General features: G+C 63.9%; 18 protein-coding genes. 9 read left to right on the top strand and 9 right to left on the bottom strand.

What is annotated here, in order from left to right:
• The first annotated feature begins 103 nt into the window (after positions 1-103).
• Both adk and BGI01S_RS01415 read left to right on the top strand, forming a co-directional pair.
• Positions 104-769, top strand: a complete 666-nt coding sequence (adk, locus tag BGI01S_RS01420) for an adenylate kinase (protein ID WP_042321418.1) — start codon at positions 104-106, stop codon at positions 767-769.
• A gap of 275 nt (positions 770-1,044) precedes the next feature.
• Positions 1,045-1,803: a 3-hydroxyacyl-CoA dehydrogenase gene (locus BGI01S_RS01415; RefSeq protein WP_042321414.1), complete on the top strand. Its 759-nt coding sequence runs from the start codon at positions 1,045-1,047 to the stop codon at positions 1,801-1,803.
• A 124-nt stretch (positions 1,804-1,927) separates the two neighbouring features.
• On the opposite strand, the gene BGI01S_RS01410 is transcribed toward BGI01S_RS01415, so the two are convergent.
• Both BGI01S_RS01410 and murJ read right to left on the bottom strand, forming a co-directional pair.
• Positions 1,928-2,770, bottom strand: coding sequence for a SirB1 family protein (locus tag BGI01S_RS01410; RefSeq protein WP_042322530.1), 843 nt, complete (start codon positions 2,768-2,770; stop codon positions 1,928-1,930).
• A gap of 5 nt (positions 2,771-2,775) precedes the next feature.
• Positions 2,776-4,326 (bottom strand): murein biosynthesis integral membrane protein MurJ, encoded by a 1,551-nt coding sequence (murJ, locus tag BGI01S_RS01405; RefSeq protein WP_042321411.1) that lies wholly within the window; start codon positions 4,324-4,326, stop codon positions 2,776-2,778.
• A gap of 527 nt (positions 4,327-4,853) precedes the next feature.
• Between murJ and rpsT the strand changes: the two genes are divergently transcribed.
• Positions 4,854-5,132, top strand: coding sequence for a 30S ribosomal protein S20 (gene rpsT, locus BGI01S_RS01400; RefSeq protein ID WP_042321408.1), 279 nt, complete (start codon positions 4,854-4,856; stop codon positions 5,130-5,132).
• 212 nt (positions 5,133-5,344) lie between these two features.
• On the opposite strand, the gene BGI01S_RS01395 is transcribed toward rpsT, so the two are convergent.
• Positions 5,345-5,692: a DUF3579 domain-containing protein gene (locus BGI01S_RS01395; RefSeq protein ID WP_042321405.1), complete on the bottom strand. Its 348-nt coding sequence runs from the start codon at positions 5,690-5,692 to the stop codon at positions 5,345-5,347.
• A 436-nt stretch (positions 5,693-6,128) separates the two neighbouring features.
• Here BGI01S_RS01395 and argF point away from each other — a divergent pair, with 436 nt between their 5' ends.
• Together argF and BGI01S_RS01385 are read left to right on the top strand one after the other, a co-directional pair.
• Entirely contained in the window at positions 6,129-7,058 is a 930-nt protein-coding gene (gene argF / locus BGI01S_RS01390) for an ornithine carbamoyltransferase (protein WP_042321403.1), read from the top strand.
• A 237-nt stretch (positions 7,059-7,295) separates the two neighbouring features.
• Positions 7,296-8,522 (top strand): argininosuccinate synthase, encoded by a 1,227-nt coding sequence (locus BGI01S_RS01385; protein WP_042321400.1) that lies wholly within the window; start codon positions 7,296-7,298, stop codon positions 8,520-8,522.
• Positions 8,523-8,774: 252 nt separating this feature from the next.
• On the opposite strand, the gene murB is transcribed toward BGI01S_RS01385, so the two are convergent.
• A complete protein-coding gene (gene murB, locus BGI01S_RS01380) occupies positions 8,775-9,839 on the bottom strand; it encodes a UDP-N-acetylmuramate dehydrogenase (RefSeq protein ID WP_042321397.1) in 1,065 nt (354 codons plus the stop codon).
• Between the two features lie 184 nt (positions 9,840-10,023).
• Here murB and BGI01S_RS01375 point away from each other — a divergent pair, with 184 nt between their 5' ends.
• The gene (locus BGI01S_RS01375; RefSeq protein WP_007180572.1) at positions 10,024-10,509 is read left to right on the top strand and encodes a YajQ family cyclic di-GMP-binding protein; all 486 of its coding nucleotides are present in this window, start codon (positions 10,024-10,026) and stop codon (positions 10,507-10,509) included.
• A gap of 182 nt (positions 10,510-10,691) precedes the next feature.
• On the opposite strand, the gene plsY is transcribed toward BGI01S_RS01375, so the two are convergent.
• Together plsY and ybaK are read right to left on the bottom strand one after the other, a co-directional pair.
• Entirely contained in the window at positions 10,692-11,327 is a 636-nt protein-coding gene (plsY, locus tag BGI01S_RS01370) for a glycerol-3-phosphate 1-O-acyltransferase PlsY (RefSeq protein WP_042321393.1), read from the bottom strand.
• 138 nt (positions 11,328-11,465) lie between these two features.
• Positions 11,466-11,957: a Cys-tRNA(Pro) deacylase gene (gene ybaK, locus BGI01S_RS01365; protein ID WP_042321390.1), complete on the bottom strand. Its 492-nt coding sequence runs from the start codon at positions 11,955-11,957 to the stop codon at positions 11,466-11,468.
• A 173-nt stretch (positions 11,958-12,130) separates the two neighbouring features.
• Between ybaK and BGI01S_RS01360 the strand changes: the two genes are divergently transcribed.
• Entirely contained in the window at positions 12,131-13,690 is a 1,560-nt protein-coding gene (locus BGI01S_RS01360; RefSeq protein WP_042321388.1) for a class I adenylate-forming enzyme family protein, read from the top strand.
• A gap of 48 nt (positions 13,691-13,738) precedes the next feature.
• On the opposite strand, the gene xerD is transcribed toward BGI01S_RS01360, so the two are convergent.
• The 3 genes from xerD to queG all read right to left on the bottom strand — a co-directional run bounded on the left by xerD (position 13,739) and on the right by queG (position 16,539).
• Positions 13,739-14,686 (bottom strand): site-specific tyrosine recombinase XerD, encoded by a 948-nt coding sequence (gene xerD, locus BGI01S_RS01355; protein ID WP_042321385.1) that lies wholly within the window; start codon positions 14,684-14,686, stop codon positions 13,739-13,741.
• Positions 14,683-15,153 carry a methylated-DNA--[protein]-cysteine S-methyltransferase gene (locus BGI01S_RS01350; RefSeq protein ID WP_042321382.1) on the bottom strand — a complete coding sequence of 157 codons (471 nt, stop codon included), beginning with the start codon at positions 15,151-15,153 and terminating at the stop codon, positions 14,683-14,685. Before BGI01S_RS01350 ends, xerD begins: the two co-directional genes overlap by 4 nt.
• Before the next feature lie 147 nt (positions 15,154-15,300).
• Positions 15,301-16,539, bottom strand: a complete 1,239-nt coding sequence (gene queG, locus BGI01S_RS01345; protein WP_042321380.1) for a tRNA epoxyqueuosine(34) reductase QueG — start codon at positions 16,537-16,539, stop codon at positions 15,301-15,303.
• Between the two features lie 17 nt (positions 16,540-16,556).
• On the opposite strand from queG, the gene tsaE reads away from it, so the two are divergent.
• Both tsaE and BGI01S_RS01335 read left to right on the top strand, forming a co-directional pair.
• On the top strand, positions 16,557-17,123 hold the full coding sequence (gene tsaE, locus BGI01S_RS01340; RefSeq protein WP_042321377.1) for a tRNA (adenosine(37)-N6)-threonylcarbamoyltransferase complex ATPase subunit type 1 TsaE: 567 nt from the start codon (positions 16,557-16,559) through the stop codon (positions 17,121-17,123).
• Complete coding sequence (locus tag BGI01S_RS01335; RefSeq protein ID WP_042321374.1) at positions 17,105-18,700, top strand: N-acetylmuramoyl-L-alanine amidase; 1,596 nt, start codon at positions 17,105-17,107, stop codon at positions 18,698-18,700. The genes tsaE and BGI01S_RS01335 overlap by 19 nt, the downstream gene beginning before the upstream one ends.
• Positions 18,701-18,715: the final 15 nt, after the last annotated feature.

The following is an 18,715-nucleotide window of genomic DNA, read 5'->3' as shown; positions in this document are numbered from 1 at the left end:
ACGTGCAGCGCGAGACCGCAACGGCCGCCGACGCGGGCCCCTCGACGAATCGTGGGATGGCTGCGGCGGCATCGAAGAATTCACATAGATCTGGAGATATCACATGCGTTTGATCCTTTTGGGTGCACCCGGCGCGGGTAAGGGCACTCAGGCAAACTTCATCAAGGAAAAATTCGGTATTCCGCAAATTTCCACGGGTGACATGCTGCGCGCGGCCGTCAAGGCAGGCACGCCGCTCGGCCTCGAAGCGAAGCGCTTCATGGACGCCGGCGAACTGGTCACAGACGAGTTGATCATCAACCTGGTGAAGGAACGTCTGCAGCAGCCGGACTGCGCGAACGGCTATCTGTTCGACGGTTTTCCGCGCACCATTCCGCAAGCGGAAGCGATGAAGCAGGCCGGCGTCGCGATCGACTACGTGCTGGAAATCGACGTGCCGTTCGACGAGATCATCTTGCGTATGAGCGGCCGCCGCTCGCACGCCGCTTCGGGCCGCACGTATCACGTCAAGTTCAATCCGCCGAAGGTCGAAGGCGTGGACGACGTGACCGGCGAGCCGCTGATCCAGCGCGAAGACGACAAGGAAGAAACGGTCAGGAAGCGTCTGGACGTGTATGAAGCGCAAACCAAGCCGCTGATCGAGTACTACAACAACTGGGCGAACAACGGCGATCCGTCGACCACATTGAAGGCACCGCAGTACCGCCGTATTTCGGGCCTCGGCAGTGTCGATGAGATTCGCACTCGCGCGTTCGACGCGTTGAAGTAAGTTCGCTTCAAACCGCTTCTGTTTGAAAAAACCCGCCCTTCGCCGGCGGGTTTTTTATTGGTTTATCGGGAGAAACGGCGCAGCGTGGGCCCGCCCGCCTCGCTCTCCGAGCCGTACGCGCTCCTGCCAATTAATTAGCTATCCCAATCTGTTCGCTCGCGCGACGGACCAGACACGCCCCACCGCTTGGCTTTCCGCGCTGCAGCATAGCCGTTACAATCGATCATCGAAAAGATATTCGATCGAGATACGACAACCGAAGCAAAGGAGTAGACATGGAGATTCGTGACAATGCGTTCCTGATCACCGGCGGTGCATCGGGTCTTGGCGCCGCCACAGCGCGCCTGCTCGTCGAGAACGGCGGCAAGGTGGTGCTCGCCGATCTGAATCAGGACGCCGGCGAAGCGCTTGCCAAAGAACTCGGCGGCGTGTTCGTCAAATGCGACGTGAGCCGCGAAGACGACGCCATCCAGGCCGTCGAAGCCGCGACGAAGCTCGGCACGCTGCGCGGCCTCGTGAATTGCGCGGGCGTCGCACCGGCCACGAAAACGGTCGGCAAGGACGGCCCGCATCCGCTCGACTCGTTCGCGCGCACCATCTCGATCAATCTGATCGGCACCTTCAACATGATCCGGCTCGCCGCCGCGGCAATGTCGAAGAACGAGCCGAACGCGAACGGCGAGCGCGGCGTGATCATCAACACGGCATCGGTGGCCGCGTACGACGGCCAGATCGGCCAGGCGGCCTACGCGGCATCGAAGGGCGGCGTGGTCGGCATGACGCTGCCGATCGCGCGCGACCTGTCGCGCAACGCGATCCGCGTGATGACGATCGCCCCGGGCATCTTCGAAACGCCGATGCTGCTCGGCATGCCGCAGGAAGTGCAGGACGCGCTCGGCGCGATGGTGCCGTTCCCGCCGCGGCTCGGCAAACCCGCGGAATACGCGATGCTCGCCAAGCAGATTTTCGACAATCCGATGCTCAACGGCGAAGTGATTCGTCTGGACGGCGCGATCCGCATGCAGCCGAAGTAACGCCGCGCCGTCCTGCCGCCTGATGCGGCATACGGCATACGGCACGCAGGAAAAAACGCCTGCACATGATCCATGTGCAGGCGTTCTGTTTTGCGCGGCTTCAAAGCGCACGGCACGGCTGGCGCTATTCGCGATCGTCGTGCTGGGTGCGTTGACGCAATTCATGCAATTGCGACTCGACCACCGTCGCGTCCTCGGCATCCGGGCGATCGCCCAGATAGCTTTCGAGGTCTTCGAGCGCGGGGCGCAGGTAGTCGAGCCGCGCGTACGCGAAGCCGCGATCGCGCACCTCCTCGATATTTTCCGGCAGCAAAATCACGAGACGCTGCTGCACCGCCAGCAAACGCTGCCAGCGCTCGGTCTGAAGATAGGTGGATTTCAGATTGCGCAGCATCCGCGCGATGATCTCGCGACGCGTGGCCGGTTGCAGCAGCATGCGCAGCGCGCGGCTCACCGATTCGCCCGCTGACGCCACGTACGGCTCCAGCATCTCGACCATCTGCGCTTCGGTCAGCGAATGTCCGCTGGTCGGATCGAGCATCATGTCGCCGTCGGGCGTCGTGACGCGCAGCAGGAAGTGCCCCGGAAACGACACACCGCGCGCCGGAATGCCGATCTGCTCGGCCATCTCCAGATACAGCACCGCGAGCGAAATCGGAATGCCGCGGCGCCGCTTGAGCACCGCATTCAGATGACTGTTGTCGGGATCGTAGTAGTCGTTGAGGTTCGCGGCAAAGCCGAGCTCGCGGAAGAAGAACCGGTTCAGAATGCCGACCTTCTGACGGATGTCGGCGTCGGCCGGCATGCGGCGCTGCAGGCGCACCACCAGTTCGTCGATCTCGGCCAGCGTAGCTTGCAGATCGAGATCGGGGTAGGCATCCTGCGCGAGCGAGAGGGCCGTCTCGGTCAGCGGCAGACTCTCGTCTTCGGCTACGAGCGTGCTGAAATAGTCGAGAACTCGCGTCATCGTGATCACTTCACTCGCCTTTTGAAATACGCGTACTTGAAGCCCATCAACCAAAGCATACCGAAATATAGCGCGGCAAACAGCACGAGACACGCGCCCAGCAGCACCATCCGGTCGACCGGCCGGTCATGCATGGCGATCCAGTCGAAGTTGATCGCCAGCCAACGCATCGTGCCGGCGAGCACCAGACAGGCGCCGAACAACTGCACGAAGAATTTGAGCCAGCCGCCCGACGGCATATAAATTCCGCGGTTGCGCAGACCGACGAACAGCAGCAATGCGTTGACGCAAGCGCCGAGCCCGACACTCAGCGTGAGACCCGCATGCGAGAAAAGCGGCACGAACACATAGTTACTCAACTGCGTCGCGATCAACACGCCGACGCCGATTTTCACCGGCGTCTTGATGTCCTGCTTCGCGTAGAAGCCGGGCGCGAGGATCTTGATCAGAATCAGACCGATCAGGCCGACGCCATACGCGGACAGCGCGCGGCTAACCATCACGACCGAGTTGCCGTCGAACTTGCCGTAGTTGAACAGCACGGCGGTCAGCGGCTGCGCGAAGAAAAACAGCGCAACCGCGCTCGGCGCGGCCAGCAGGAACGTCACGCGCAGCCCCCAGTCGAGCAGCGACGAGTACTCCTGCGGATCGGCGTCGACGTGCGCCTTCGACAGGCTCGGCAGCAGGATCGTGCCCAGCGCGACGCCGAGCAGCGCGGTCGGAAACTCCATCAGCCGGTCGGCGTAGTTGATCCACGACACCGCGCCCGGCCCGATGCGCGACGCGATATTGGTGTTGATGATCAGGCTGATCTGCGCGACCGACACGGCGAACATCGCCGGGACCATCTTCGACAGCACCCGCTTGACGCCGCGATGCGCGAGCGCGCGCAGCGGATTCAGGCTGATGCGCGGCACCATGTCGATCTTCTTCAGACCTGGCAGTTGCACGATGAATTGCAGAATGCCGCCCGCGATCACTGCCCACGCGAGCGCATAGACCGGCGTCTGCAGACGCGGCGCGACGAACACCGCCGCGACGATGAACGCCACGTTCAGCAGCACAGGCGCGAACGCGGGCAACGAGAAGTTCTTGTACGTGTTCAGGACACCCGACGCCAGCGACGTCAACGAGATGAAAATGATGTACGGGAACATGATGCGCGTCATCGTGACCGCGAGCGCGTACGCCTGCCCTTCGTGCGCGAGGCCCGAGGCGACGATGTACACCACGCCTGACGCGCCCACCACGCCGATTAGCGACAGCACCGCCAGCGCCCACGCGAGCACGGTGGACGTGGCGTCGACCAGTGCTTTGGTGGCGTCGTGGCCCTGCTGGTTCTTGAACTCGGCGAGGATCGGCACGAAGGCCTGCGAGAACGCGCCTTCGGCGGAAATGCGGCGCAGCAGGTTCGGGATACGGAAGGCGACGTAAAACGCGTCAGTGTATTGACTGGCGCCGAACGCACGAGCGATCAGCGTTTCGCGGGCCAGTCCGGTCACGCGCGACAGCAGCGTGAAGCCGCTGACCGTCAGCAGGGCTCGGAATAGATTCATGGGGCGCTTATTATACGGGTGCCGCAAGTGCGGACGACGAGCCAGAACGCGATTCGGACCGATTTGCTGCGCAGACGTTCGATCGGATCGCGTGATCGGCGCATTTTTTTGCGGCCGAGCGGGATCGTACCGCGTCCCGCCCAACACGCCACGGAGCGCGTGCTGCTGGACGCCGCGGCGACGCTCTCGCCACACTGTCAAGCGACTGCCCGCCCGACGGCAGCGGCCTTCACGCGACAGGCCCGTGCGGCGCACCCATGTATTCCCGTTGCCACGTGCCTGATTTTGTTGCTATAATCGCCGGTTTCGAAGCTCGCTCAATTTTCGGACGGGGTTCAGGTCGGCAGCACGCCGTCTGGCAACATCCTCGGATACCCGGGAACACGGGCCCGCCTTCGCGTAGTTCGATCGATTTTTTCGACACCTTTTGCGCTCTTGGGCAATCGCTTCCAAGAGTTCGGATTAAAAGCAGCACCTCACCACTTGAAGGTCAGGTACTGGAAACAGGAACAGGATAAGGAACCGTCATGGCTAACTCCGCACAAGCACGCAAGCGCGCCCGCCAGGCCGCCAAGGCAAACTCGCACAACTCGGCACTGCGCTCGAAGTTCCGCACGGCTATCAAGGCTGTCCGCAAGGCGATCGACGCCGGCGACAAGGCTAAGGCCGCTGAAATCTTCCAGGCATCGTCGAAGACCATCGACATCATTGCCGACAAGAGCATCGTTCACAAGAACAAGGCTGCTCGCCATAAGAGCCGTCTCGCTGCAGCCATCAAGGGTCTGCAAGCGTCCGCAGCGCAGTAATTCCGGTCAGCCCGCTCCGGTGGGCTACCTCCTGTTTCCGCTGCACAGAAAGGCCCGCCTCGGCGGGCTTTTTTGCTTGGCGCGAACACGGGCGCGCGGTTCACCGCATCGCGCTCGCTGCAATTGACGAACGGGTGCCCGATGCGCCGGCTTCACGCAAAAAAACCCGCTTCTGGCGGGTTTTCTGTTTTCTTCGATCTGGCCGGCTTGCGCTATAGAACGTGCCTTTTGGCTTGCGGCGCGGGAGCATGGTCGATTTCCAGCTCGCAAGCCTCGGTGACGACGAGGTCGTTGTCTTTCGCGAAATTGAGCACGAAATCGAAGGCCATCGGCTCAATGTCGCGCAGGCGTGAATCGAGAATCACGCATTTGAGATCGCCGATCATGGTCGGCCGCACGTACACCGAGTACTGCATATAGGCATTCGGCCCCTTCTTCGCTCCCGGGCCGAAACACGCCATCACACCGGCGAGCCGCTCCGACCAGTCGCTCGGCCGGAATCGCTTTCCGGTCGACGTGATGCCCTGAATGAAAAATTCGGTTGGAGCTGCTTCGGCCATGTAGAAATACCTGTGTGACTGCCCAGCGGGAAGACGGCAAAGCCGACGGCACGTCAGCTGCAGATGCCTGAATTCGCGGCAGGTACGCCGCGATGGCAAGCCGCACCACCAGAAACCGCCTGGGCCGGCTGAGCAGCCTCGGCGCTTGTCATGACGGCGCACCGCGAGCAGATTTTCCGAACCGCGCGAGCCGTATCCCGCAGGCCAGATACGGCCTGCCGGGCTTTGGGAGAACCGGCAGATTATAGCGCAGCGGTCCTTTTTCCGCAGCGCACACAAGGTCCCGCCGGCAGCCGGGCGAGGCTTTCAGCCAGCTTTCCCGGCCTTTTGGCCGACTCGTCAAACGGGGCGAAATCCTTTATGCTGCATTGAGTTACCACAAACGACGGCGGCGCCGTCCGGCAATCCTGCCGGGTGAGACCGCCGTATTTGTTTCATGACCGCCAAGAAAATTCGCCACTACCTGCAGTTCAAAGATTTCTCGCTGGAAGACTACGAGTACGTGCTGGAACGCGCGCGCATTCTGAAACGCAAATTCAAGAGCTACGAGACTTATCACCCGCTGCACGACCGCACGCTGGCGATGATCTTCGAAAAAAATTCGACGCGCACGCGCCTGTCGTTCGAAGCCGGCATCTTCCAGCTGGGCGGCCACGCCGTCTTCATGAGCACGCGCGACACGCAACTCGGCCGCGGCGAACCGATCGAAGACGCCGCGCAAGTGATCTCGCGCATGGTCGACATCATCATGATCCGCACGTTCGGTCAGGACATCATCCAGCGCTTCGCGGAAAATTCGCGCGTGCCGGTGATCAACGGGCTGACCAACGAGTATCACCCCTGCCAGGTGCTGGCCGACATCTTCACGTACTTCGAACATCGCGGTCCGATCCGCGACAAGACGGTCGCGTGGGTCGGCGACGCGAACAACATGCTGTACACGTGGATCGAAGCCGCGCAGATTCTCGGCTTCAAGCTGCGCCTGTCCACGCCGCCGGGCTACAAGCTCGACCGCGCAATGGTCGCCGCCGAGAGCGCGCCGTTCTACGAGGAATTCGACGACCCGAACGAAGCCTGCGCGGGCGCCGACCTCGTCACCACCGACGTCTGGACCAGCATGGGCTTCGAAGCCGAAAACGAAGCGCGCAAGAAAGCCTTCGCCGACTGGTGCGTCGACGCCGAAATGATGGCGCGCGCCAACTCCGACGCGCTCTTCATGCACTGCCTGCCCGCCCACCGCGGCGAGGAAGTCAGCGCGGAAGTGATTGACGGCCCGCAAAGCGTCGTGTGGGACGAGGCGGAAAACCGTTTGCACGTGCAAAAGGCGTTGATGGAATATCTGCTGCTCGGCAAGCTGAATCACTGAGCTGGCCGCTACGCAGCACCTGCGTGAAGCGCGACGGGGCCTTGAATACGAGGCAAGGCATCCACGTTAGCGCCGCGCATCGGGCCGGTGTCCTCGATTGAAATGCGGACCCGGCCGCACCACCGCACTGCCCCAAAAACGCGGGCGCCCGGCGGTTTAGTGTCAAAATAGCGCTTTTCCGCGCGCCGGAACCGCCGGTGCGCTTGTTTTCCCGCTTCTTCCAGCTACGAGTTCACCATGAGCGATATCAAGAAAGTCGTGCTCGCCTATTCGGGCGGCCTCGACACCTCCGTCATCCTGAAGTGGTTGCAGGACAACTACGACGCCGAAGTCGTCACGTTCACGGCCGACATCGGCCAGGGCGAAGAGCTGGAGCCGGCGCGCAAGAAGGCCCTGCAACTCGGCATCAAGCAGGAAAACATTTTCATCGAAGACCTGCGTGAAGAATTCGTGCGCGACTACGTGTTCCCGATGTTCCGCGCCAACACGATCTATGAAGGCGAGTACCTGCTGGGCACGTCGATCGCACGTCCGCTGATCGCCAGGCGTCAGATCGAGATTGCTCGCGCCACCGGCGCACAGGCGGTGTCGCACGGCGCAACCGGCAAGGGTAATGACCAGGTTCGCTTCGAACTCGGCTACTACGCGCTCGAGCCGGGCATCAAGGTGATCGCACCGTGGCGCGAGTGGGACCTGCTGTCGCGCGAAAAGCTGCTCGCGTACGCGGAAAAGGCCGGCATTCCTATCGAAATGAAGCACAAGCAAGGCGGCGCGCCGTATTCGATGGACGCGAACCTGCTGCACATCTCGTTCGAAGGCCGTCACCTCGAAGACCCGAAGGCGGAAGCGGAAGCCGATATGTGGCGCTGGACAGTGTCGCCGGAACAGGCGCCGGACCAGCCTGAGTACCTCGACATCGAGTACGAGCACGGCGATCCGGTCGCGATCAATGGCAAGCGTCTGTCGGCGGCGGAAATGCTGACCGAACTGAACCGCCTCGGCGGCAAGCACGGCATCGGCCGTCTGGATCTGGTGGAAAACCGTTACGTCGGCATGAAGTCGCGCGGCTGCTATGAAACGCCGGGCGGCACGATCATGCTGAAGGCGCACCGCGGCATCGAGTCGATCACGCTCGACCGTGAAGTCGCTCACCTGAAAGACGACCTGATGGCCCGCTACGCGTCGCTGATTTATAACGGCTACTGGTGGAGCCCGGAGCGCCGCGCGATCCAGGTGCTGATCGACCACACGCAGGAAAAGGTCAACGGCTGGGTGCGTGTGAAGCTGTACAAGGGCAGCGTTTCGGTGGTCGCGCGTGATTCGAAAGAAACGCTGTTCGACAAGACCATCGCCACGTTCGACGACGACGGCGGCGCCTACAACCAGGCCGACGCCGGCGGCTTCATCAAGCTGAACGCGCTGCGCATGCGGATCGCGGAGAACGCGCGCCGTCAGCGTGGTTGATCGGGGGAATTTCGGTGAAGGCTAGCTTCGCGTCCGCGAAATCAAGCGCCGCAGGCACGGCCTGATCCGAAACGCAGTCGATAAAAAAGCGCCGGGAGTTTATCTCCCGGCGCTTTTTTCATTCCGGCATCACGCTCGTACGAGTCGGCGTCAAGATTCACGAGCGCATCCATCGAACCGCTTTTCCGAGCCCTCACAGTACGACTCCGCTCGCTCTGCCTCAGCCCACTACGCCCCCACGCCCGCGCCGCGTCACAAACAAACCGGCTCCGCTTCCAACTCCACGCCGAACCGCTCCAGCACGTCCCGCTGAACAGCCCGAGCCAGCGCCAGCACTTCCGCGCCGCTCGCGCCGCCGCGATTCACCAGCACCAGCGCCTGCCGCTCATGCACGGCCGCCGCGCCCATCGCACGGCCTTTCCAGCCGCATCGATCGATCAACCAGCCGGCGGCGAGCTTCACCCGGCCGTCTGCCTGCGGATAGGACACCACATCCGGCTCATTGTTTTTCAGCGCATCGAACCGCGCCGCGTCCACGACCGGATTCTTGAAAAAGCTCCCGGCATTGCCGAGTTCCAGCGGATCGGGCAACTTGGCGCGGCGCACCGCCACTACCGCATTGAAGATCGCTTGCGCAGTCGGCTGCGTACCCGTGCTGCCTTGCCCGGCGCTGGCGGCATAACCTCCCGCAGCCAGTTCACGCGCGAGGTCCGCGTAACCAGCACGCGGCTGCCAGACCTTCGGCAGACGGAACGTCACCGACGTGATCACGAAACGGTCGCGCCCTTCCCGTTTGAAGAAGCTGTCGCGGTAGCCGAAGCGGCAAGCCTGCGCGTCGAGTTCGACCACGTCGCCGGTCGCCAACTCCACCGCACGCAGCGACGCAAAGCGCTCGCACATTTCCAGTCCATATGCGCCGATGTTCTGGATCGGCGCGGCGCCGACCGTGCCCGGAATCAGCGCGAGATTCTCCAGCCCAGGCAAACCCTGCGACAAAGTCCACGCGACGAACTCATGCCACGGCTCGCCGCCAGCCGCCTCGACGTACCAGGCATCGTTGTCCTCCCGCACGACGCGTCGGCCCCGCAACGCGACCAGCAGCACCAGCCCGGCGAAATCGCCGCTCAGCACGACGTTGCTGCCGCCGCCCAGCACGAGACGTGGCAGGCCGGCCGCGCGCGGGTCACGCACGGCGGCCATCAATTGCGCTTCGCGTTCGATCCGGCAGGCAAACTGCGCGCGGACATCGAAGCCGAAGGTGTTGTGCGCCTTCAGCGGATAGCCGGCAATGAACGCGGCGGAATCGGATTGGGACATCGGAATCGAGGACAATGAAACAGCGAATCAGGCCAGATCGGCCCCGGCCGCGCGACAATGCGCGGCGGCCTTGGGCAAAAGGGAGTGGCGTCGGTAAAATGACGTCCGGTCCGTGATTATAGCGAGTGCCCCGTGCGCAGCCGCCCGGCCGCGTCACGCACCGCAGCACTATTGGGAGAATGCAATGCCATCGTTTGACGTCGTCTGTGAAGCGAACATGATCGAAGTCAAGAACGCGATCGAACAGTCCAACAAGGAAATTTCCACACGCTTCGACTTTAAGGGGTCGGACGCGCGCGTCGAACATAAGGAAAACGAAATCACGGCCTACGCCGACGACGACTTCAAGCTCGGTCAGGTGAAAGACGTGCTGCTGTCGAAAATGGCCAAGCGCAACGTCGACGTGCGCTTTCTCGACTACGGCAAGATCGAGAAGATCGGCGGCGACAAGGTCAAGCAGGTCATCAAGATCAAGAAGGGCGTGTCGGGCGATCTGTCGAAGAAGATCGTGCGCCTCGTGAAGGACAGCAAGATCAAGGTGCAGGCGAGCATTCAGGGCGACGCGGTGCGCATCACCGGCGGCAAGCGCGACGACCTGCAAAGCGTGATCGCGATGCTACGCAAGGACGTGACCGACACGCCGCTCGACTTCAACAACTTCCGCGACTGAGGCTGCAACAGCGCAAGTACGCGCGCGGCGACGGGCAATCGCTACGAACGCCGTGAGGCTTGCGCAAGGGGCGGGCGAGCGATTCGCGCCGGGTGTCGCCTTGGGTCGGCGCGGCGCGCAATGCGCGCCGCGTCTCAAAGCCTCAAAGCCTCAAAGCCTCAAAGCCTCAAAGCCTCAAAGCCTCAAAGATCATTGCCCGCCGCCGGCGCAGCCGCCTTCTTCTTATCGCCGATGCGGCTTTCCTGCCCGCGCATCAGCTTGGCGATGTTGCCGCGATGACGCCACACCAGCAGCGAACTCATCACGACGATCGCCAGCGCAATCACTCGCGGCCCGAACAGAAATGCGTAGAAGAGCGGCGCGAACACCGCCGCGGCCAGCGCCGCCAGCGACGAATAGCGCGTGAAGAACGCGACGATCAGCCATGTCAGCAAGGTCGCGACGCCGAGCGTCGGATTGATCGCGAGCAGCACGCCCGCCGCGGTCGCCACGCCCTTGCCGCCCTTGAAGCGGAAGAACACCGGATACAGGTGGCCGAGAAACACCGCGACCGCGGCAATCGCCACCGACGTCTCGTCCAGCCCGTAGCGCGCGCCGTAGTGCACGACGAACCAGACCGGCAGCCAGCCCTTGAAGGCGTCGCCGATCAGCGTGAGAATCGCCGCCTTCTTGCTGCCGCTGCGCAGCACGTTGGTGGCGCCTGGGTTGCCCGAGCCGTACGAGCGCGGGTCGTCGAGGCCCATTGCGGCGCTCACGATCACGGCAAACGACACCGAACCGATCAGGTAGGCAACGACAGCAACGATCAGGTTTTGCATCTGGGGACTCTTATAAGGATCAGCGGTCTGAAACCCGATACTGCGACCGCATCAGTGCATGCAACGGGGAACACAACTCGGAACAAAGCGGCGCACATTCTACCGAACGCGCCCGCCCGGAAAACATTCTCGCAAACGTCAATCGACGCTCGCGCACTGCACCGCCTTTGCCGCCAGCAGCCCGGTCAGCACCTTCGGCTCGATACTGACGAGGAACCCACGCCGGCCTCCGTTCAGCCAGATCCGGTCCAACTCGAGAATAGTCGACTCGACATAGACCGGCATCTGCTTGCGCGTGCCGAACGGCGACGTGCCGCCGATCAGATAGCCGGAGTGCCGGTTTGCCACCTCGGGCTTGCACGGCTCGACGCGCTTCGCGCCGATCTGTCGCGCGAGGTTCTTGGTGCTGACGGTGCGATCGCCGTGCATCAGCACGATCAGCGGCTTCGCGTGTTCGTCTTCCATCACGAGGGTCTTCACGACATGATGCTCGTCCACGCCGAGCTGGCGCGCCGATTCGCCGGTGCCGCCGTGCTCGACGTAATCGTAAGGGTGCTCGCCGAACGCGACGCCGTGGCGGCGCAGAAACTGCGTGGCAGGCGTCTCGGAAACGTGTCTGGATTTGCTCATCGGCGCATTGTAATGGCGAGTTTGCACAACGGCTATTTGCCGAATGGCCGATTGTGCGAGCGCGGCGGTTGTGGCACGATCGTTCGAAAATATTCGGTTGGACCGCTGACGCAGGGCATGCTGCGCAGTGGAGCGCTTTAAGCAACTCACTCTGATCGACACCGGAGACAGCATTGAGCATCGATTCACCCATCCGTTCCACTATCGACATCCCCGCCCTGCTGGCTGCCCTGCCCGCACGCATTGCCGAGATTCCCGCGCTCGCCGCCGCACGCGACCCGCAGCACGTCGCCCTGATCGAGGACGCGCGTCAACTCACTAGCGCGCAACTGCTGGAAGCCATCGCCGCCGTCACCGCCTTGCTGCGCGAATGGGGCGTGCGCGGCGGCGATCGCGTGATGATCGTCGCGGAGAACAGCATCGCGCAGATCGTGCTGCTGTTCGCGACCGCGCGCCTCGACGCATGGGCGCTGGTGTCGAACGCGCGACTGTCCGCTGCCGAGCTCGACGCAATCCGCGCGCACGCGCAGCCTCGCGTAGTCGCGTATGCGGTGGAGTCCGGCGACGCCCTGCAACACGCGCTGCGCCATCGAGCGACGCCCGCGCCAGCCATCACACCGGACATCGGCGCATGGTCATACACCGTGGATAGCACGGCGCAAGCCGAACCGCTCGAAGCCGCGAACGACCGCCAGTGCGCCGCGCTGATCTACACCACCGGCACCACCGGCGCACCGAAAGGCGTGATGCTGTCGCATCGCAACCTTCTTTACATCGCGGCCGTGTCGAGCCGCTTGCGCAAGGTCGGGCCCGACGACGTTGTCTATGCGGTACTGCCGATCTCGCATGTGTACGGCTTCGCATCGGTATGCCTGGGCAGCCTGCACGCCGGCGCGACCTTGCGGCTTGCGCCGCGCTTCGCGCCGGAAGCCGTGCGGCGCGCCCTCGCCAACGAACGCGTGTCGATCTTCCAGGGCGTGCCGGCAATGCACGCCAAACTGCTCGAACATCTGCAGACGCGCGGCTTCCCGTGGTCGGCGCCGCATCTGCGCTTTGCCTACTCGGGCGGCTCGCCGCTCGACGCCGCGCTGAAGGCGCAAGTCGAGGCCGTCTACGGTCTGCCGCTGCACAACGGCTATGGGATGACCGAGAGCAGTCCCACGGTCTCGCACACGATGCTCGATGCACCGCGCAGCGACTGCTCGGTCGGCGAAGTCATTCCGGGCGTCGACGTGAGGTTCGTCGGGCTCGACGGCGTCGAGGCGCCGCCGGGTGAAATCGGTGAACTGTGGGTGCGTGGGCCGAACGTGATGCTCGGCTACTACCGCAGTCCGGAGCAAACCCGCGCGACCGTGACCGAGGACGGCTGGCTCAAGACCGGCGACCTCGCGCGGCAGGACGCCGACGGCGCGCTGCATATCGTCGGGCGCAGCAAGGAGTTGATTATCCGCTCGGGCTTCAATGTCTACCCGGCCGAAGTCGAGCACGTGTTGAATGCGCATCCGCAAGTCGTGCAGTCGGCGGTGATCGGACGCGCGGTCGAGGGCAACGAGGAAGTGATCGCGTTCGTCGAATTGACGGCGGGCGCGACAGTGACACCCGCCGAATTGATCGCGTGGTGCGGCGAGCGCCTTGCGCCGTACAAGCGGCCGGCCGAATTGAAGGTGCTCGCCGCGTTACCCGCGGCCTCGACCGGCAAGATTCTCAAACACCGCTTGCGCGAGTTCGTCTAGCGCAACAACCATAGCAAGGCGCGCGGCACCACGCACGTAAGCCCAGCATCACCCGCGCGGATGATGCATCGCATGCAGCGACTTCAACCGTTCGCGGGCGACGTGCGTGTAGATCTGCGTGGTCGAGATATCCGTGTGGCCGAGCAGCAGCTGCACGACGCGCAGGTCCGCGCCGTGATTGAGCAGGTGCGTGGCGAACGCGTGCCGCAACGTATGCGGCGACAACGGCGCATGCACATCGGCCGCCGCCGCGTGGCGCTTGATGATGTTCCAGAACTGCTGACGCGTCATGCCTTCGGCGCGGTTGGTTACGAACAGCGCATCGGTCGCGCGCGGGCCGAGCAGCGCCGGCCGCGCGTCGCGCAGATAGCGCTCGATCCAGCCGTGCGCTTCTTCTCCGAACGGAATCAGCCGCTCCTTCGAGCCCTTGCCCATCACGCGCACCACGCCTTCGTTCAGCCCCACTTCCACCGTCTTCAGCGTGACGAGTTCGGTGACGCGCAGGCCGCTGGCATACATCAGCTCCAGCATCGTGCGATCGCGCAATCCCAGCGGCGTGTCGATATCGGGTGCGCCGAGCAGCGCTTCGACTTGCGCTTCGCTGAGCGTCGACGGAAAACGCGGCGGCTGTTTCGCCGAACGGATGCGCAAGGTGGGATCGACCGTCGCGCGATGCTCACGCACCGCCCACGCGTAATAGCGGCGAAACACCGAGAGCCGCCGGTTCGCAGAGGTCGACTTGTCCTGGTGCCGGGCGGCGCTGTATGCGTTGAGATCGGCTTCGGTGGCTGTGTCGAGCGACGCGTTGCGGGTTGTCGCGAGCCATTCGCTGAAGAGCCGCAGATCGCGCCGGTACGCATCGAGCGTGTTGCGCGACAGGCCGTGTTCGAGCCATAGCGCGTCGCAGAACGCGTCGATCGACGCCTGACTCGCCCCCCATTCGGAGGAAGATGAGAGTGACACGACGCTCGCGTCGTCGGCGGTGAGATCGCTCATGCGTACGGAATGCCTTCATGCGCCAGCAGCCAGCGCTTCACGTTGCGAAAGAAGCCCTCTTCGGCATGATGCGCGAAGCCGCCGATGCCGCTCGAACTCACCACCCGATGACACGGAATCACAATCGGAAAGTCATTCGCGCCGCAAGCCTGGCCGACCGCGCGCGGCACGCTGCCCAACTGCTTCGCCAACTGTCCGTAGGTCAGCACGACGCCCGGCGGAATCTCGCATAACGCTTGCCAGACGCGTCGCTGAAACGCGGTGCCGACCGGCGCGAGCGGCAACTCGAACTTAGCGGAAGCCCGCTCGAAGTAGCGTTCGATCTGCTCGACGGCCTGCTTCGCCAACGGCGTGTCGGGCGCGACGCTCTGCACCGAATCCGGTAGATAGACGATCTCGCGCACGGCCTCGCCTTCGACACGAATGCCGACCTTGCCGAACGGTGCATCGATCACTGCGTTGAACATGATTGCCTGCTCCTCACTGACACCGCGAGCCGCTTGCCACTGCGTACGCCGGCGTTGCGCACGCCGACCTTGCACGCGAACCAGGCCGCGCAAAACGCTTCGTGCAAACCTCTTTTACCATTCACGGCCCACCCGACTGCCGCCACTTTACGCCGCTTCCAACGCCCACTCCACGTGTTCGCGCACCACGGCGGAAGAGTCATCGACGCGTTGCCGCAATGCCTGCACGATCGCCTCGCGCGCCGCGCCGCTCAAACTTCCCGACGACGCCCGCAGCGCATTGCCCATCCCCACCGCAAGATTGCGCAGCCAGCTCTCATAGCCGATGCGGCGAATCGCACTGCCCTGCATACGGGTATCGAACTCGTCCGCGCTCCACGCGAAGAGTTCCACCAGCGACGCGCGATCGAGCCCATGCCGCACATCGAAATCGGCAACGGGCGCGGCCTGCGCGAACTTGTTCCACGGACACACGAGCTGGCAATCATCGCAGCCATACACACGGTTGCCGATCAGCGGCCGCAGGTCAACGGGGATACTGCCTTTGAGTTCGATCGTGAGATAGGAGATGCACAGCCGCGCGTCGACCTTGTACGGCGCGACGATCGCCCCGGTCGGACACGCCCCGAGGCAGCGCGTGCAACTGCCGCAATGCGAGCCCGGCGTTTCGGGCGCCGCTTCGGGCTGGGTTTCGGCATCGGTCGGCAGCGGCACGTCGACGTAGATTTCGCCGAGGAAAAACAGCGAGCCCGCGTCGCGTTGCAGCAGCAGCGTATGCTTGCCGCGCCAGCCGATGGCCGCCTTCTGCGCAAGTTCGACTTCGAGCACCGGCGCCGAATCGGTAAAGACGCGGTAGCCGAACGCCCCGATCTCGGCTTCGATCCTGTCGGCCAGATGTTGCAAACGGTTACGCATCACCTTGTGATAGTCGCGGCCGCGCGCATAGATCGACACCACCGCCGCCGATGGGTCTCTGAGCCGCGCATGCTCGGCTGCGCGCCAGTCCTGCGCGAGCGGGCCGTCTCCCGTAGTGGTTCCGCTCGCGTCGCCGCTCAACGTTGCGAAAGGCAAATAAGCGATACGCGCGGTAATCACACGTCGCGTGCCGGCCACAAGCTCGGCGGGCCGCGCGCGTTTCATGCCGTGTTTCGCCATATAATCCATCTCGCCGTGGCACCCCGCTTCCAGCCATGCTGCAAGCGGCGCTTCGGCGGCGGACAGATCGGTGTCGCTAATGCCGATCCCCCCGAAACCCAATTCACGGCCCCAGCTTTTGATGTTCAGCGCGAGCGCATTCAGCGCCACTTCATCGAAATGACGCACTGCACGCTCGGCATCGACGGATGCGGGCGTGCTGGAAACAGGGGACTCCGGACTTCGGTTCATCACGCCATTTTACGAGAATGCCTGCCAATCCCGATCACGCGATTCAACCGCCCGCCGCCGTGCTGCTCGAACGCACCTTCGCGCTCGCGGACGAAGCCGCCACGCTCGCCTTCGGCGCGCGCTTCGCGCAGGCGATCGAAAGCGTGCGCGCCGCGATCGCCGCGAGCGGCAACGCGTTCCACGGGCTACAGGTCCAACTCGTCGGCGACCTCGGCGCGGGCAAGACCACGCTCGTGCGCGCGACCTTGCGCGGGCTCGGTCATAGCGGCCGCGTGCGCAGTCCCACCTACACGCTGGTCGAACCTTATGTGCTCGAGCGGCCGCAAGACGAAGGCGGGGAACTCGCGCTCTATCACTTCGATCTGTACAGATTCACCGATCCGGCCGAATGGGCCGACGCGGGCTTTCGCGAATACTTCGACAGCGGCGCGATCTGCCTCGTCGAATGGCCGCAACGCGCAGGGCGTCTCCTCGGCGTGCCGGATCTCGTCTTCTCGCTCGACCTCGACAACGAGGGCAACGGCCGCATGCTCGTCGCACGGGCATACAGCGAATCAGGAAAGGCATGTCTCGAAAGATGTTGATCAAACCGTTCCGCTCGATCGAATCGGCGGCCACCGCCACGCATAACTGGCGGCGTCGGCAGATTCTTCGCGCGGGCGCCTCGACGCTCGTGCTCGGCCTCGTCGCACCGCGGCTCGCATCGGCCAGCTCGGTGCTCGGCGTGCGGGTCTGGCCCGCGCGCGACTACACGCGCGTGACGATCGAATCCGATCAGCCGTTGCAGAACGCACAGCAGTTGTTGCAGGGACCGGACCGTCTGGTGGTCGATCTGAGCGGCCTCGATCTCGATCAGGCGCTCAAGGATCTCGTCTCGAAGATCACGCCGAACGATCCGCAGATTTCGTCGGTGCGGGTCGGGCAATATCAGCCGCACGTGGTGCGCATGGTGTTCGACCTAAAGGGTTCGGTGAAGCCACAGGTGTTCACGCTGCCGCCGGTCGGCGCGTACAAGTACCGGCTGGTGTTCGACCTGTACCCGGCTGTCGCCCCCGATCCGTTGATGGATCTGCTCGCGCAGACGGAGCGCAAGCAGCAGACGCTGAACGACGAGAACAGCGCGCCGCCGGCCACGCTGAGCGGCCCCGGCACGACGCCGCCCACCGCCGACAACAGCGAAGCGTTCTTCGAGCGCTATGCGCAGAACGGCGGCGCAAGCGGCAATGCCGCGCCGCGCGCGCCGACGCATGTCGTGCCCACGCCGACTGCACCGACAGCGCCGGTCATCGCCGGCAAGCCGGCCACGCCGACTGCACCACCGCTCGTGCCGCCCGCCGCGCTCGCGCGCAATAAAGGCAGCAACAGCAGCGCACGCGATCAGGACAGCGACGACGCAGGCAGCGACGACACCTACGCGTTCAGCACGCCCAAATCCGGCAAGAGCAACACGGTGCGTCTGCTGACCGTCGCGATCGATCCGGGTCATGGCGGCGAAGACCCGGGTGCGATCGGCGGCTCGGGCACCTACGAGAAGCACGTCGCGCTCGACATTGCGAAGAAGCTGCGCGCGAAGATCGACGCGCAGGCGAACATGCGCGCGATGATGACCCGCGACGCCGACTTCTTCGTGCCGCTGAACGTGCGCGTGCAGAAGGCGCGGCGCGTCGGTGCGGACCTGTTCGTGTCGATCCACGCGGATGCGTTCACCACGCCGGACGCGAAGGGCTCGTCGGTGTTCGCGCTGTCGGAGCACGGCGCGTCGAGCGCCGCCGCGCGCTGGATGGCGAACAAGGAGAACTCGTCGGATCAGATCGGCGGGATCAACATCAAGTCCGCCGACGCCACCGTCAATCGCGCGCTATTCGATATGTCGACCACCGCGCAGATCCGCGACTCGATGCGTTACGGCAACTTCGTGCTGAAGGAAATCGGCGGGATCAACAAGCTGCACAAGGGCTCGGTCGAACAGGCGGGGTTCGCGGTGCTGAAGGCGCCGGACATTCCGTCGATCCTCGTCGAGACCGCGTTCATCAGCAACCCGGACGAGGAGCGCCGGCTCAACGACGACGCGTATCGCGAGAAGATGGCCGACGCGATCATGACCGGCATCAAGCGCTATTTCGCGGCGAATCCGCCGCTGGCGAAAAACCGCATGACGTGATGCATTTGCGCGCAG

This window comes from Paraburkholderia ginsengisoli NBRC 100965, from assembly GCF_000739735.1.
GTDB classification, from domain to species: Bacteria; Pseudomonadota; Gammaproteobacteria; order Burkholderiales; family Burkholderiaceae; genus Paraburkholderia; species Paraburkholderia ginsengisoli.
This window is presented reverse-complemented; position numbering and strand designations above follow the sequence as displayed.